We start from the raw sequence: 15,333 nt of genomic DNA, 5'->3' as shown, positions 1-15,333 counted from the left end.
ATCATCATCACGCCGGCGTGGAACGGGGTGAAGCCGAGGCCAATCTGCAGGAATACCGGGGTCATAAACGGCAGCATGCCGCTGCCGATGCGCCCGGCGAAGCTGCCGCCGAGCCCGAGGGAGAAGGTGCGGTTGCGGAACAGGTCGAGGCTGAACAGCGCCCCGTCGTTGCCCCGCGCGTGCCACAGATAGAGCCCGATGGAGGCGATGCCGATGGCCACCAGCGCCGCCAGCAGCAGCGGAGAGATGCCGAGGCCCTTTTTGCCGTCAAGGGCGAGGGTCAGCGTCGCCATCGCGGCGGCGAGCAGGATAAAGCCGAGTATGTCAAAGCGCCGCGTCTGCAGGGTGTAGTTCGGCATCAGCGAGAGCGTGGCGATAGCGCCGATAATGCCGACCGGAATATTGATTAAGAAAATCCAGTGCCAGGAGGCATATTCCACCAGCACGCCGCCGAGCGCCGGGCCCAGCAGCGGCCCGATCTGGCCGGGGAGGGTAACGAAGGTCATCGCCGCCATATACTGCGCGCGGGGGACGATTTTCATCACCGTCAGGCGGCCAACCGGCACCATCATGGCGCCGCCGACGCCCTGCAGCACCCGGGCCAGCACCAGCTGGTCGAGGGTATTGGCCTGGGCGCAAAACAGCGAACCGAGAGTGAAGAGGATAATGGCGCTGAAAAAGATATTGCGCACTCCCACCCGGTCCGCCAGCCAGCCGCTGGCGGACAGCATAATCGCCACCGTCAGCACGTAGGAGACGATAACCATATGCATATGCAGCGGGCTCTCCCCGAGGCTTTTGGCCATCGAGGGGAGGGCGGTATTAACGATGGTGGTATCCAGCGACTGCATAAAGAAGCCGAATGCCACTATCCATAGCTGCCAGCGCACGCTGGACGGGAGGTCGGTCATATTATTCGCTTACCGGTTGCCGGGCTTTTCGGGAAAAACGCAGCCGCAGACGATCGAAAAACAGATACACCACCGGCGTGGTGTACAGCGTCAGCAGCTGGCTCACCACCAGGCCGCCGACGATGGTAATCCCCAGCGGCTGGCGCAGCTCCGAGCCGTCGCCGCCGGATAGTACCAGCGGCAGCGCGCCGAACAGCGCCGCGAGGGTGGTCATCATAATTGGGCGAAAACGCAGCAGGCAGGCCTGGAAAATAGCCTCTTCCGGCGGCAGGTTGCCGCTACGCTGCGCCTCCAGCGCAAAGTCGACCATCATGATGGCGTTTTTCTTCACTATTCCAATTAATAGCATAATTCCGATCAGCGCGATGAGGCTGAACGGCGCGCCGAATAGCTCCAGCGCCAGCAGCGCCCCGACTCCCGCCGAGGGGAGGGTGGAGAGGATGGTTAGCGGATGCACGTAGCTTTCGTAGAGGATCCCCAGCACGATATAGACCGTCGCAATCGCCGCCAGAATCAGCACGATCTGCGAATTCATGGTCTCCTGGAAAACCTGCGCGGTTCCGGCAAACGAGCCGCGCACGCTGGAGGGCACCCCGAGCTGGGTCATGGCGCGGTTGATGGCGTCGCTGGCCTCCGACAGGGATTTACCGGTCGGCAGGTTAAAGGAGATGGTGGAGGCCGCCGAAAGCCCCTGATGGTTCACCGACAGCGGGGCGTTAGCCGGCTGCCATTTGGCGAAGTAGGAGAGCGGGATCGGTTTGCCTTCGCTATTGATAACGAACATCTTATCCAGCGCGCTGACGTCCTGGGTATAGACCGGGTCAACCTCCATCACCACCTTGTACTGGTTCAGCGGCTGGTAGATGGTGGAGATCTGCCGCTGGCCGAAGGCGTTGTTGAGCAGGCTGTTGGCGTCCTGCACGCTGATGCCGAGGCGCGACATGGTATCGCGATCGTAGATCAGGTCCATCTCCGCGCCGTTGTCCTGCTGGTCAGAGTTGACGTCAGCCAGCTCGGGCAGCGCCGCCAGCGCTTTACGAATTTTGGGCTCCCACTCGCGCAGCGCCGCCAGATCGTCCGATAGCAGGGTGTACTGGTAGCTGGCGTTGGACTGACGTCCGCCGACGCGAATATCCTGCACCGCCACCAGGAACAGGTTCGCCCCCGGCTCTTTGGCCAGCTTTTTCCGCAGCCGGTCAATGATCTGCTGCGCCGTTTCCTGGCGCTGGTCGCGGGATTTAAGGGTGATAAACATCATCCCGCTGTTGACCCGCGAGCCGCCGGTAAAGCCGGTAACGTTATCCACCGCCGGGTCTTCCCGAATGATTTTCATAAAGTCCTGCAGCTTGCCGCGCATTGCCTGGAAGGAGATGCTCTGGTCCGCCTGAATGCCGCCCATCAGCACGCCGGTATCCTGCTCCGGGAAGAAGGTTTTCGGAATCGAGATATAGAGCCAGATGCTCAGGGCAATCGTGCCCAGCAGGACGAGGCCGGTCATTCGGCTGTGCCTCAGCACCCACTTCAGCGATTTGCCGTAGCCGCCCTGAACGGCGATTAGCAGGCGGCCAAAGCCGCGGTTGCGCGTGGGCTCGTGCGGCTTGCCGCTTTTCAGCAGCCAGCCGCACATCATCGGCGTCAGGGTTAATGACACCGCCAGCGATATACCAATCGCCACCGACAGGGTGACCGCGAACTCGCGCAGCAGACGCCCCGGCAGGCCGCCCATCAGCAGCAGCGGTAAAAAGACCGCCACCAGCGACAGGCTCATCGACAGCACCGTAAAGCCCACCTCCCGGCTTCCCTGCAGCGCCGCCTGCAGCGGCTTCATCCCCGCCTCAAGGTGGCGGGAGATATTCTCCAGCACCACGATGGCGTCATCCACCACGAAGCCGGTGGCGATGGTCAGGGCCATCAGCGACAGGTTGTTGAGGCTAAAATCGCAGAGGTACATGGCGGCGAAGGTGCCGATCAGCGACACCGGTACCGCCACCGCCGGGATCAGCGTGGCTCTGCCGGAGCGCAGGAACAGAAACACCACGAGGATCACCAGCGCCACCGAAATCACCAGCGTTTGTTCGACCTCCTCCAGCGAGGCGCGGATCGTCGGGGAGCGGTCCTGGGCGATTTGCAGATCGATCGCCGCCGGAATGGTTTTCTGCAGCTCCGGCAGGCGCGCGCGAATGCTGTCCACCGTCTGGATGATATTGGCTTCCGGCAGCTTGCGGATCATCAGCAGAATTGCCGGTTTGGCATTGGTCATCCCGGCGTTGCGCACGTCCTGTACCGAATCGCTGATGTTGGCAACGTCGCCAAGACGCACCGCCGCGCCGTTGCTGTAGTGCACGATGACGGGCTGATACTCCGCGGCGGTTTTCAGCTCATCGTTGGTGTGGATCTGCCAGCGATGGCTGCCGTCCTCCAGCGCCCCCTGCGGCCTGCGCACGTTGGCGTTATCAATCGCCGTGCGCACGGCGTCCAGCGACACGCCCTGGTTAAACAGCGCCTGCGGATTGAGGTCCACGCGCACCGCGGGCAGGGAACTGCCGCCGACGTCAACGTCGCCGACGCCGTCAATCTGGGCGATCGTTTGCGCCAGCTGGGTGGAGGCAAAATCGTACAGCTCGCCCTGGGAGTAGGTATCCGAGGTGAGCGTCAGGATCATGATCGGCGAGTCCGACGGGTTGGCCTTGCGGTAGGTTGGACGCCCCGGCATGCCGCTGGGCAGCAGGCTTTGCGCGGCGTTGATCGCCGCCTGCACGTCGCGGGCGGCGCCGTTGATATCGCGGTCGAAGTTGAACTCCATAATAATGCGCGTGCTGCCAAGGGAGCTGGAGGAGGTCATTTCATTGACCCCGGCAATGCGTCCGAGGGAGCGCTCCAGCGGCGTCGCCACCGAGGAGGCCATGGTTTCCGGCGAGGCGCCGGGCAGCGAGGCGCTGATCATTATCACCGGGAAATCCACCTGCGGCAGCGGGGCGACCGCCAGCAGGCGGAAGCCGAGAATTCCGCACAGGGTGATGGCCAGCGAAATCAAAATCGTCGCCACCGGGCGGTAAATGAAGAGGGCGAAAAACTTCATTTACGCCTCCTCCTCACGCCGTGGGAAGCGGCTTTTGAGGTACAGCGACAGGCGGTCGAACAGCAGATAGATCACCGGGGTGGTAAACAGCGTCAGCACCTGGCTGAGCATCAGGCCCCCGACCATACCGATCCCCAGCGGGCGGCGCAGCTCCGCGCCGACGCCGGTGCTCAGCATCAGCGGCAGCGCGCCGAGCAGCGCCGCTAGGGTGGTCATCAGAATCGGGCGAAAACGCAGCAGACAGGCCTGATAAATCGCCTCGCGCGGCGGCATGCCCTGTTCGCGCTCGGCGGCGAGGGCAAAGTCGATCATCATGATGGCGTTTTTCTTGACGATGCCAATCAGCAGAATGATGCCGATAATGGCAATCACGTCCAGCTCGCTGCCGGCCAGCCACAGGGCCAGCAGGGCGCCGACGCCGGCGGTCGGCAGGGTGGAGAGAATGGTGATCGGATGGATAAAGCTCTCATACAGCACGCCGAGGACGATGTACATCGCTACCACCGCGGCGACCACCAGCCAGACGGTATTCCCCAGCGCCGACTGGAAGGCAAGGGTGCTGCCCTGGAACTCGGTGCGGATATCGGTGGGTAAATCCAGCGCCCGTTCGGCGGCCTGAATCGCCTCCACCGCATCGCCGAGGGAGTAGCCGTTCGGGACGTTAAAGGAGATGGTGGTCACCGGGAACTGGTCGAGGTGGTTGATCGACAGCGGCGTAAAGCGCTGCTCAACGGTGGCGATCGATTTCAGCGGCACGATGCCGCCGTCGCTGCCGGTGAGGCGAATGCCGTCGAGCGCGGCGAGCCCCGGCGTGGCCTGGGTGTCGTGCTCCAGTACCACCCGGTACTGGTTGGCCTGGGTATAGATGGTTGAGATCAGGCGCTGGCCAAAGGCGTTGTACAGCGCATTGTCGACATCGGCCATGCTGATCCCAAGGCGGCTGGCGCTGTCGCGGTCGACGTTGATGTACGCCGCCAGGCCTTTATCCTGCCAGTCGCTGCTGACGTCGGAGAGCTGCGGCAGCGCCTGCAGGCGGGTCAGCAGCTGCGGAACCCAGTTGCTGAGCGCATCCAGCGAGTTGGCCTGCAGCGTGAACTGGTACTGCGTGCGGCTGACGGTGGTATCGATGGTCAAATCCTGGGTGGGCTGCAGATAGAGCGCGATGCCCGGAATGCCGTCCACCGAGCGCTGCAGCCGAGAGATAACCGTCTGGACGCGGTCGTCGCGCTCGCTCAGCGGCTTGAGGTTGATCTGCAGCCGGGCGCTGTTCAGCGCCGGGTTGGTGCCGTCGACGCCCACGAACGACGTCAGGCTCTCCACCGCCGGGTCCTTGAGGATCAGCGCCGAGACCTGCTGCTGGCGCTGGGCCATGCTGGCAAAAGAGGCCGACTGCGGGGCCTGCAGCGTGCCCTGAATAATGCCGTTGTCCTGGATCGGGAAGAAGCCTTTCGGGATAAACACCCACAGCATAATCGACAGCGCCAGGGTGCCCAGCGCCACGCTGAGGGTCAGCCACGGGTGGTTCAGCACCCGGCCCAGCAGGCGGCCGTAGGCGGCAATCACCCGATCGAAGAAGCGTTCGCTGGCGCGGGAGAAGCGGTTTTGCTTGCGCAGCGATTCGTGGCTCAGCATCCGCGCGCACATCATCGGCGTCAGGGTCAACGACACCACGGCGGAGATGAGGATCGCCACCGCCAGGGTGACGGCAAATTCGCGGAATAATCTGCCGACGATATCGCCCATAAACAGCAGCGGGATCAGCACCGCGATCAGCGAGAAGGTCAGCGAGATGATGGTAAAGCCGATCTCGCCGGCGCCCTTGAGCGCGGCGGTCAGCGGCTTTTCGCCCTTTTCGATATAGCGCGAGATGTTTTCGATAACCACGATGGCGTCATCGACCACGAAGCCGGTGGCGATGGTCAGGGCCATCAGCGTCAGGTTGTTAATCGAGAAGTCGAGAAACACCATCACCGCAAAGGTGCCCACAAGCGAGAGCGGCACGGCGACGCCTGGGATAATAGTCGCCGGGACGTTGCGGAGGAACAGGTAGATGATCATCACCACCAGGGCGATCGCCAGCATCAGCTCAAACTGCGTATCGCTCACCGAGGCGCGAATGTTGTTGGTGCGATCGGAAAGGACCTGCACCTTGACCGACTTCGGTAGGCTTTCAGTTAGCTGGGGCAGCATCTGGCGCACGCTGTCGGCGGTGGCGATAATATTCGCTCCCGGCTGGCGCTGAACGTTCATGACGATCGCCCGCTGGTTGTTCGCCCACGCGCCCAGCCAGCTGTTTTCCGCGCCCTGCTCGATGGTAGCGACGTCGCCGAGGCGAATCGGCGCGCCGTTCTGGTAAGCGACGATCAGCCGGCGATACTCTTCCGCCGACTGCATCTGGTCGTTCGCGGAGAGCGTCACCGCCCGCGAAGGGCCGTCGAGGCTGCCTTTCGCCGAGTTGACGTTGGCGCTGGTAATCGCGGTGCGGATGGTTTCACTGGTCAATCCGAGGGCGGCAATCGCCTGCGCGTTGAGCTTCACACGCACCGCCGGACGCTGGCCGCCGGCGAGGGTCACCAGGCCGACGCCGGAGACCTGGGAGATTTTCTGCGCCACGCGGGTTTCCACCATATCCTCCACCTGGGTCATCGGAATGGCGGAAGAGGTGACCGCGAGGGTCATAATCGGCGGATCGGCCGGATTCACCTTGCTGTAGACCGGCGGATTAGGCAGGTCTGAGGGGAGCAGGTTGGTGGCCGCGTTAATCGCCGCCTGCACCTCCTGCTCGGCGACGTCCAGCGGCAGCGTCAGCTGGAACTGCAGGGTCACCACCGAGGCACCGCCCGAACTTTGCGGCGACATCTGCTTGAGGCCGGACATCTGGCCAAACTGGCGCTCCAGCGGCGCGGTGATCGCGGAGGTCACCACGTCAGGGCTGGCGCCAGGGTAGAGGGTGATTACCTGAATGGTCGGATAATCGACCTCCGGCAGCGCTGAGACCGGCAGGAAGCGGTAGCCGATAATCCCGGCCAGCAGGATAGCCACCATCAGCAGCGTGGTGGCCACCGGGCGCATGATAAAGAGACGGGAAGGGCCGCCCGTACTGCTCGGCGGTAGGACTTGCATCAGGAGCGCGCTCCTTTTTTGCCGTATTCGCGGCTGGTGGCTTTTTCCGGCGCGGCGGTGGATGCGCTGTGCGGCTCGACGACCTCAACCTTCGCGCCTTCGGTCAGGCGGTCGATACCGTCGGTGACCACGCGATCGCCGGCGGAAAGCCCGGCGCTAATGACCACCTTCAGGCTATCCTGAATACCCGGCGTCACCGTATGCTTGCTGACCTTATTGTCGGCGTTCAGCACCCATACGAAGTGGCCCTCGTTGCCCATCTGCAGGGCGGCGGCGGGGATCACCACCGCATTCTGCTCGGTATCCACCAGCATGCGGGCGTTAACGAACTGGTTTGGGAACAGCGCGTCATCCTGGTTGCTGAAACGGGCTTTCAGCTTGATGGTGCCGGTGGTGGCGTCAATCTGGTTATCCAGGCTGAGCAGCGTGCCGCTGGTGATTTTCTGCTTGTTGGTGCGGTCCCAGGCCTCAACCGGCAGGGCTTTACCCGCCTTCTGCGCCTGAACCACCGCCGCGATGTCATTTTCCGGCAGCGTGAAGACTAAATCGATCGGGTGGGTTTGCGTTAATACCACGATACCGGTGGTATCTCCGCTGGAGATCTGGTTGCCGATATCCACCTGCTTTAAGCCGACGCGCCCGTCGATGGGCGCGACGATGCGGCTCCAGTTGAGCTGCAGCTGGGCGCTGGCCACCGCCGCTTCGTCGGCTTTAATCGTGCCGTTGGTTTCGCTGACCAGCGACTGCTGGGTATCCAGCTCCTGACGCGAAACGAGATTGCTTTTGACCAGCTGCTGGTAGCGGGCGAGGTCGCGCCTGGCGTTGGCAAGGGTCGCCTTATCTTTGGCTAGCTGCCCCTGGGCCTGCGCCAGCGCGACTTTGAACTGGCTGGGGTCGATCTCCGCCAGCAGATCGCCGGCTTTAACCTGCTGGCCTTCCTGGAAGTGGATCGCCAGCAGCTGGCCGTCGACCCGGCTGCGCACGGTGACCGTATTAGCCGCGGTGACCGTGCCGAGGCCGCTGAGATAGCGCGGCACCGATTCGCTGGTGGCCGTAGCGGCCTGAACCGGCGCCAGGGGTGCGCCGAAGCGGCCGTGACGGCCGCCGGCAGCAGGCGCACCGTGCCCGGCCGCCGCCGTAGGCGCTTCACCCGCCGTATCACGACCCTGCCAAAACCAGTATGCGGCACCGGCAACGATGACGACCGCCAGGGCGGTTGCCCAACGAAGTGTGTGACTGCCTTTCATTATTTAGCTATCTCATCCTGAAACGTTTCGCGAAATGATACTAGTTTAGTGAGGGAACGCCTCGTAAAAATGGAGGAATTATGAAAAGACTGTTGAGATATGTCTGGATAGACTCCAAAAGTGGACTCGCTGGCTGGTGTAAGTGCAAGCCTCGGTGATGCGTACTTCATCACCAGGGATGTTACCTTCGTAGGGAACATCATTGCCACTTTCTCCGCCAGGGAAAATATTGATACTCTTATTTCATATGTAAGTAAATATGTGTGGGACGGTAACTGCTTTGTATAAAAAAGGGGTATGGTATAATACCCCTGACGCTACTTAATTTGCATTCGTATATATAGAGCTATGCATTCCCGGACGCGAGATGTATGACGGGATCCCTTGGGTAATTGGGTTTATATTAATGTTTGGTATGGTAATTGTTGGCGAGTTGGCTATTGCATCGTAACCTTTACCTGCAATATAGCCACCTACAGTTGAACCATACAGTCCCCCATTTGGTACTCGGCTAAAATTCCCGAGTAATCCACCCGCGATATTGCCTGCAACAACTACTGCTTCACGATCCACTCCTCCACCGGAAATTATTTTTACTTCTTCTTTCGTTAACGCTCTCATTGGTCACTCCTTGTTAGTTAAGTTCGGGAATATTTTTAATAACAACACCCATATAGCTGCACCAAATAAAGAGTAAAGCACTATTTTACCTGTAACTCCGCTACCGGAAATGAGTTGGGTGATATAAAAAACAAAAAACGACTTCATAAACAATATAAATGATGCTTTCATCTGATTACTGCTCCACTTATTCATTTGCGCCCTCTGTTATCCGGCGTTCGGGAACATCGTTTTCTCTACTCATTCATGTAGAACATGTTTGCAGATAGCTCAGGCCACAAAAATAAAATGTTGTCCATTCGTTTGTCGCTGAGTGAGCATGTTTTTTATTTATGCTGCTTTTAATAATTACCACTTTATTCTTCTGCTGTCAAAACCCAGATTATGAAAGGAGTATGTGCATGATTTTATATATATTGGTGAGGGTATTCGTGGTGATAATATAAAAATCATAATGCTTGACCTGCCTCATATTATTCGCGCTGCTAATGCTATGTTGATGATGTATTTAAAGTGTGAATATTATAAATTCGCACGCTAGATACTATGATTATTGGAATGATAACAATATGATTCGGTTATTGCGTTTTAAGATGGAGGATCTTTATCTGAAGAATGATGGATCTGGTTATTATTGGGCTGTACTTATCTTAAGTCGGAACATTGTGGAATAGATAAAATTATTTCATATCCCCTAATCTTATGGCGTTACTGAAGATTTCTGGCGAGCCTTAGACGCCTGGCGCAGCGCGATACGGCTAAACAGTCCGCGGGGCGATACGATCGGTTTACGGGCCGGTACCTGCTATCGGCAGCGTAACGAAAACGGTTCGGCAGCGGTCTGGCGATGGAAAGAATAGGCTGTTCATAAAGGTCTCTGCGCTTGCCAGCACCTCCGGAACTCCCTCGGCAAGGCCGCATATGGATTGCGCCACAACCGGGTGTGGCTTGATGTATATCAACTGTCATATCAACTATTTCGTTAATAAACTAAAAAATAGTTGTAACTATAGCGGCTTTTATTCAATTTATACGGTGAATGTTTTAAAGCGCGCCAATAAAAAAAGACATGCACTTTGAAAACAATTCCTTAAATAAATCAGGGGTAATTTTAGTGGCCAGTGCAAACAAACTCACGCTCTTCATCGTTATCTTCATGCTGATGGGGATACTTTCCGGCGCGGCAATTCACGCCTACGCCTCCCCGACCGCCATCGCGGCATGGTCGGATAACATCACGCTCTTCACCGATATGTTTTTACGCCTGATCAAAATGGTGATTGCACCGTTGGTCTTCAGCACCCTGACCGTCGGCATAATGCGGCTGGGCGAAACCGCCACTATCGGTCGCGTAGGCGGTAAGGCGATGGTGTGGTTTGTCACCTCCTCGATCCTCTCCATTCTGGTGGGATTAGTGATCGTCACCCTCTGGCATCCGGGCAACGGCCTGAATCTGGCGATCCCCAAAGAGTCCGTGGATACCGGGCTGGCGGTCAGCGGGATGAGCCTGAAAGGGTTCCTGTCGCATACCATTCCGACCAGCATCACCGAAGCGATGGCCAGTAACGAAATTCTGCAGATCGTGGTCTTCTCGATGTTCTTTGGCATCGCCGGGGCATCGCTGGGGGAGAAATTTAACGCCCCGCTGGTGGCCGCGCTGAACGTGGTCTCCCACATTATGCTCAAGGTGACCGGATACGTGATGTACGTGGCTCCGCTGGCGATTTTTGCCGCTATCTCCTCGGTTATCGCCTCCCAGGGGCTGGGCATTCTGCTGAACTACGCCTCGTTTATCGGCGGCTACTACGTTGCGGTACTGCTCACCAGCGCGGTACTGGTGGCGGTGGGCTATATGGTGCTGAAAAAAGAGGTCTTCCGCCTGCTCAATATGCTGAAAGATCCGGTGCTGGTCGCCTTTACCACCAGCAGCTCGGAAGCGGCCTATCCGAAGACGCTGGAGCGGCTGGTCAGCTTCGGCTGCTCGCGCAATATCGTCTCCTTCGTTTTGCCCATCGGCTACTCCTTTAACCTGGTCGGTTCGATGGTCTACTGCTCCTTTGCCTCCCTGTTTATCGCTCAGGCGTATAACATCCACCTCAGCTTCAGCGAAATTACGGTGATGATGCTGACGCTGATGCTGGCTTCGAAGGGGATTGCCGGGGTGCCGCGTTCGGCGCTGGTGGTGCTGGCCGCGACGATCCCCAGCTTCAATATTCCGGTCGCCGGGATTTTGCTGCTGATGGGGATCGACCATTTCCTTGATATGGGGCGCTCCGCTATTAACGTGCTGGGCAACGGAATTGCGACGGCGATGCTGTCAAAAAACGAGGGGCAGCTGCAGGAAGAGGTGCCGGAGGCGGAGCCTCAGGGCGTCCAGGCCTGACGATGGCATACGCGCTCTTGCCGGAGCGCGTATTATTTCTGCCGCGCGGGTGCGGCGAGATAAAAAGATGCCCCTAACAGGCACGCAAGGGGCGATGTGACGAAGTAATAATTCCCCGCTAAATACGTTGTTATTATTGTATAACCACGCGGTGAAGCGCCTTTATACCGAGGATGCGCTGATGTTATCCGCTGTCTGGCGGGCATGAGAAGCTATTTTTCCGCACGGTGCTTTTTTTTAGGAATTGCCTCCCTGCGCAACCCCATAAATTCCTAAATTTAAACCCTGGGCCGCAAATATTCCCCGACGATGACGCAGGCTATCCTCTTTCTCTAAGTAAATTCATAAACTGAAAAAAGTCGTGGTTGTTATTAAGACGGTATTTTTCCATGATCTTACTTTTATGGTAGGTGGTCGTTTTGATACTCACCTTGTTGATGGCGGAGATTTTTCTAATATCAAATCCATGAATAAGACCGTGGGCCACCGCGACCTGCGAACGCGATAGCGTTTGGTGCGGGCAGTGGTTGCAGATTAACCCGGGGTCCTTAAATAATTTAATCGGCGGATTTTCAGCGCTCTTTAGCGCCTTCTCGATAATCGCCCACATCTGCGCCACGCTGGCCGATTTGATGGCGAAAAAGATAACCTCCCTCAGGCAGTTGACGATGCAGTCCGGCTCCGGGAGGGCGTCGTAGCTATGCAGGATAATGACCGAGCTGCCGGGCTTGCGATTTTTTATCAGCGTATTGCACAGGTGAATTTCCCCCGGCAGAAGGTCGGCGAAAATGATGTCCTCGTGCGCCAGGGTATCACTGCGCGAGGAGAAGTTCACCCGGACGCCGGGGCGATCCTGGGTGAGTTCATTCACCATGTAAACCAGCGCATCGCGGATAAAGGCGCTGCGGGTGTTAAGCGCAATATTAATTATTTTCATGGCGTGACTTCCTTTATAAGTCAACGTGACGCCATTGCGCGACCGGACCTCCGGCGTAGGCGATGGTTGCTGTGTGTTATGCAGAAAAAAGCTGCGCATCGACTTATTACCGCTGCCGGTTATTATTGGGCGCATTATTTTTCGTCTTGCCAGAAATCCGCCGGGCGTTATTTTTTACGCCCGTAGGTAAACGGCATCTTCTGTTTTTTTCGATCCTTCAGATAGGACACCAGGCTGTAGACCGAAATACACAGACAAAATACGCACAGCAGCAGGGCGAACCCCGTTTGCATGTTCATGATGAATTTCCTTTCCCTCAGTGCCTGCCGGAGCAGGCGCTAATAATATTGTGTATGGTGCTAAAAAATAGCTAAGCGTGAACTTTGCTCTACGCTGCCTGCTGCGTCGCGGTTAATGCACCGGTAAAGTCAGGCGGGGCGGCGTTATCGTTATATTTACCCGGCGGCCGGTATCACGAACGGTGCCTGTCAGACCGTTCGCTAAAGGGAAGACACCGGCAGCCCGCGCTTGATGGCGCAAAATCAGTGTAAGAAAATTCCTAATACAGGCGTCAGTCTCATTTCTCTCATTTCTCTCAAAAAGCGAGAAAAAATTAACAACTACAGCAAAATGAATAATGTACCGATAATGATGCCGGCGCGAAGAGGGGGCTGGCCCACCGATCCTCAGGAAAGAAACGCCAGCCCTTTGCCGAAAATGGCGCGGATGGGCAGGCTGATACCGTGCAGGCGCGCCTTATGCCGCAGCCGGCTGATGACCACGTCGATGCGGTGCAGCTCGGGTTCGCCTTCGTTGGTGAAGAGCCAGGCGTGCAGATCGACCTTGCTGCATACTTCATTGCGGTTGCGCATCAGGATCTCCATCAGCCGGTACTCCTGCTGCGTCAGCGGAAGGATCAGCCCCGACGGCGCCACCAGCCGCTCGGCCTGTAGCGTCCACGAGGAGACCGATGGGTCGGCCACTCGTGCCGGCGGCGCTGGCGTCACCGCCTGTTGCTCCTTCAGCCGCGCGCCCAGCGCATGGATGGTGGTCGCAAGGTCGGAAAAGTTAACCGGTTTAATCAGGTAGAAGTCCGCGCCGAGGTTTAACGCCTGCAGCTTGTCCTGCTGGTGGCCTCGGGCGGTAATCACGATCAGACCAAACTGGCCGAGCTGATGCAGATACTCCAGCACGCTGAAGCCATCCTCTCCCGGTAATCCGATATCGATTAGTACAATATCAACCGGATTGGCGTGCAGCTGTCGCCAGAACGCCTCGGCGCTGCGTACGCCCCAGGCCGCAAACCCGCGGTGGCGGAGAAAAGCCTGCAGTTCATCGAGTAAATCAGCGCTATCTTCAATGATAGCCACGCGTAATGTCATAACCTGGCCTTCTGCTGTTCTGTCAGGGGAAGCGTTAACGCAAATTCGCAGCCGGTCGGCGTGTTCGCCGCCAGCCATAAATCGCCGCCGTGGGCCTGGACAATTTGCCTGGCGACGTAAAGCCCGAGGCCGGTACCGGCCGGAGACGCGCCGTGGGTTTCGCCGCGTCGGTAGCGCTCAAAAATCAGCTCGATCGCTTCGGCGGCAATGCCCGGGCCCATGTCGCGGATCCTTATCTCTATGTACCGCTCTTTTTGCGCGATATCGATGCTGATTTCGCCGCAGGGCGCATACTTCACCGAATTGTCGAACAGGTTGGCCAGCGCAACGCACAGCAGCCCGCTATCAATAAACAGCGTCGGCGAGGGGGCATCGGGCGCCACGAGATGGCCCCCGAGCCTGATCTTGAGGCTGTGCTTCAGCGAAAGGTCCACCACCGTCGCCGCCATCTGAATCACCGGCAGCAGCGCCGCGTCCCGTCTATCGACGGAAAACGCTTCGGAGGAGAGCCGGGCATCGGCCAGGCAGTTATCGGTGAGCTGCACAAGGCGAGTGGTTGCCCGCTGCATGCGATCCAGCCGGGGCGCCTGCTCCAGGGTTGCGGCGCACAGGCGCAGGTTTTCCAGCGCGGCCTGGATAATCGCCAGCGGCGTTCTGAACTCATGCGCCACCATCCCCATAAACTGGCGCTGGTTAAAGCTGGCCTCGCGCTCGATGCGCAGCTCCCGCGCCAGCTGCTGTTTCTGCAGCAGGCGGCGGTTTTCCGCACGCACCCGCAGTACGGCGATGATCAGCACGGTGATGATATGGACGATCAGCGCGTACTGCCAGGCGGAGTAGATCGCCTGATGATAGGGAATGATGCCGTGTATCGAGAGCAATACCAGCGCCGCCGAGGCGACGTAGAGCGGCGGAAGCAGGCCAAGGAGCAGCGTATTTAAATCGATCGCTTTGCGCCTCCACAGCATCCAGGAGGTTGTCAGCAGCACCGGGGAGGCAATAAAGAATATCCCCGCCTCAATCTGCATCGCCAGGCCGTAAAATCCCAGCGGAATGCTCAGCTGGAGCACGACGTTCAACCCCACCGCCAGCAGCAGCAGGCGATAAAGCCTGGGCATGTTCTTCTTCAGGTCGAACACTTCGGCGTGCAGCCACAGCGCGGTGGCGTAGCTGAGCAGCGACAGGCAGCTTATCATGTAGTCCTGAACGGGCAGCACCGCCTGGCCGAATAGCCACTCCGGATAGCCGTGCAGCGCCGCAACCAGCGGGTAGTTGAGGGAGAAGAGGCAGATCCCCCACAGCAGGCGACGGCGCAGCGCGATGGCCAGCCACAGGGCAATGCCGCTGGCGATAATGGCGAGGCCGAAATAGAAGCTCCAGAAGGCGGTATCGATGGTGGCCGACTGGACAAACTCCTCGGGGGAGGAGAGGGTTGCCAGCAGGATCAGGGTGCTGCTGCTCTCGAGATGGAAAACCACCTCGTAGCCCGCAGGGCCCGGGGGCGGCGGAAAAATCAGTACGCTTTCGCGATAGTCGATATCGCTCTCCCTTGCCGGGGCGCGGTCGCCGAAGGTCTTGCGGATCCAGGGCGCAGCGCTGCCGGCCGGCCGATAGAATACCGTCAGGTTGTCGACAAAAGAGGGGCCAACC

Annotated in this window: 10 protein-coding genes; 1 reads left to right on the top strand and 9 read right to left on the bottom strand. The window is 58.7% G+C overall.

Annotated features, from left to right (window positions below):
* The 5 genes from mdtD to PFH44_RS17555 all read right to left on the bottom strand — a co-directional run.
* Positions 1 to 911 (bottom strand): multidrug transporter subunit MdtD (gene mdtD, locus PFH44_RS17575; RefSeq protein ID WP_283825677.1); only part of this gene is annotated, 911 nt, incomplete at its 3' end.
* Between the two features lies 1 nt (position 912).
* Positions 913 to 3,990 carry a multidrug efflux RND transporter permease subunit MdtC gene (gene mdtC / locus PFH44_RS17570; protein WP_283825676.1) on the bottom strand — a complete coding sequence of 1,026 codons (3,078 nt, stop codon included), beginning with the start codon at positions 3,988 to 3,990 and terminating at the stop codon, positions 913 to 915.
* Positions 3,991 to 7,113 carry an MdtB/MuxB family multidrug efflux RND transporter permease subunit gene (locus tag PFH44_RS17565; protein WP_283825675.1) on the bottom strand — a complete coding sequence of 1,041 codons (3,123 nt, stop codon included), beginning with the start codon at positions 7,111 to 7,113 and terminating at the stop codon, positions 3,991 to 3,993.
* The gene (locus PFH44_RS17560) at positions 7,113 to 8,360 is read right to left on the bottom strand and encodes an MdtA/MuxA family multidrug efflux RND transporter periplasmic adaptor subunit (protein ID WP_283825674.1); all 1,248 of its coding nucleotides are present in this window, start codon (positions 8,358 to 8,360) and stop codon (positions 7,113 to 7,115) included. The genes PFH44_RS17565 and PFH44_RS17560 overlap by 1 nt, the downstream gene beginning before the upstream one ends.
* A 321-nt stretch (positions 8,361 to 8,681) precedes the next feature.
* Positions 8,682 to 8,981 (bottom strand): hypothetical protein, encoded by a 300-nt coding sequence (locus PFH44_RS17555; RefSeq protein WP_283825673.1) that lies wholly within the window; start codon positions 8,979 to 8,981, stop codon positions 8,682 to 8,684.
* A gap of 1,114 nt (positions 8,982 to 10,095) precedes the next feature.
* Here PFH44_RS17555 and PFH44_RS17550 point away from each other — a divergent pair.
* Positions 10,096 to 11,364, top strand: coding sequence for a dicarboxylate/amino acid:cation symporter (locus PFH44_RS17550; protein ID WP_045855755.1), 1,269 nt, complete (start codon positions 10,096 to 10,098; stop codon positions 11,362 to 11,364).
* 319 nt (positions 11,365 to 11,683) lie between these two features.
* Here the strand turns inward: PFH44_RS17550 and PFH44_RS17545 are convergent, their stop codons facing one another.
* The 4 genes from PFH44_RS17545 to PFH44_RS17530 all read right to left on the bottom strand — a co-directional run.
* Entirely contained in the window at positions 11,684 to 12,301 is a 618-nt protein-coding gene (locus PFH44_RS17545) for a transcriptional regulator (protein ID WP_283825672.1), read from the bottom strand.
* Positions 12,302 to 12,468: 167 nt separating this feature from the next.
* Positions 12,469 to 12,600: a small membrane protein gene (locus tag PFH44_RS17540; RefSeq protein WP_159870208.1), complete on the bottom strand. Its 132-nt coding sequence runs from the start codon at positions 12,598 to 12,600 to the stop codon at positions 12,469 to 12,471.
* A 387-nt stretch (positions 12,601 to 12,987) separates the two neighbouring features.
* Complete coding sequence (locus PFH44_RS17535; RefSeq protein WP_283825671.1) at positions 12,988 to 13,683, bottom strand: response regulator transcription factor; 696 nt, start codon at positions 13,681 to 13,683, stop codon at positions 12,988 to 12,990.
* Positions 13,680 to 15,333 (bottom strand): ATP-binding protein (locus tag PFH44_RS17530; protein WP_283825670.1); only part of this gene is annotated, 1,654 nt, incomplete at its 5' end. The genes PFH44_RS17535 and PFH44_RS17530, both read right to left, overlap by 4 nt.

This window comes from Klebsiella sp. Ech2A (assembly GCF_030078455.1).
Lineage (GTDB): Bacteria > Pseudomonadota > Gammaproteobacteria > Enterobacterales > Enterobacteriaceae > Klebsiella > Klebsiella terrigena.
Note: the sequence above shows the minus strand (reverse complement) of the source record. Positions and strands in the feature narration are given on the sequence as shown.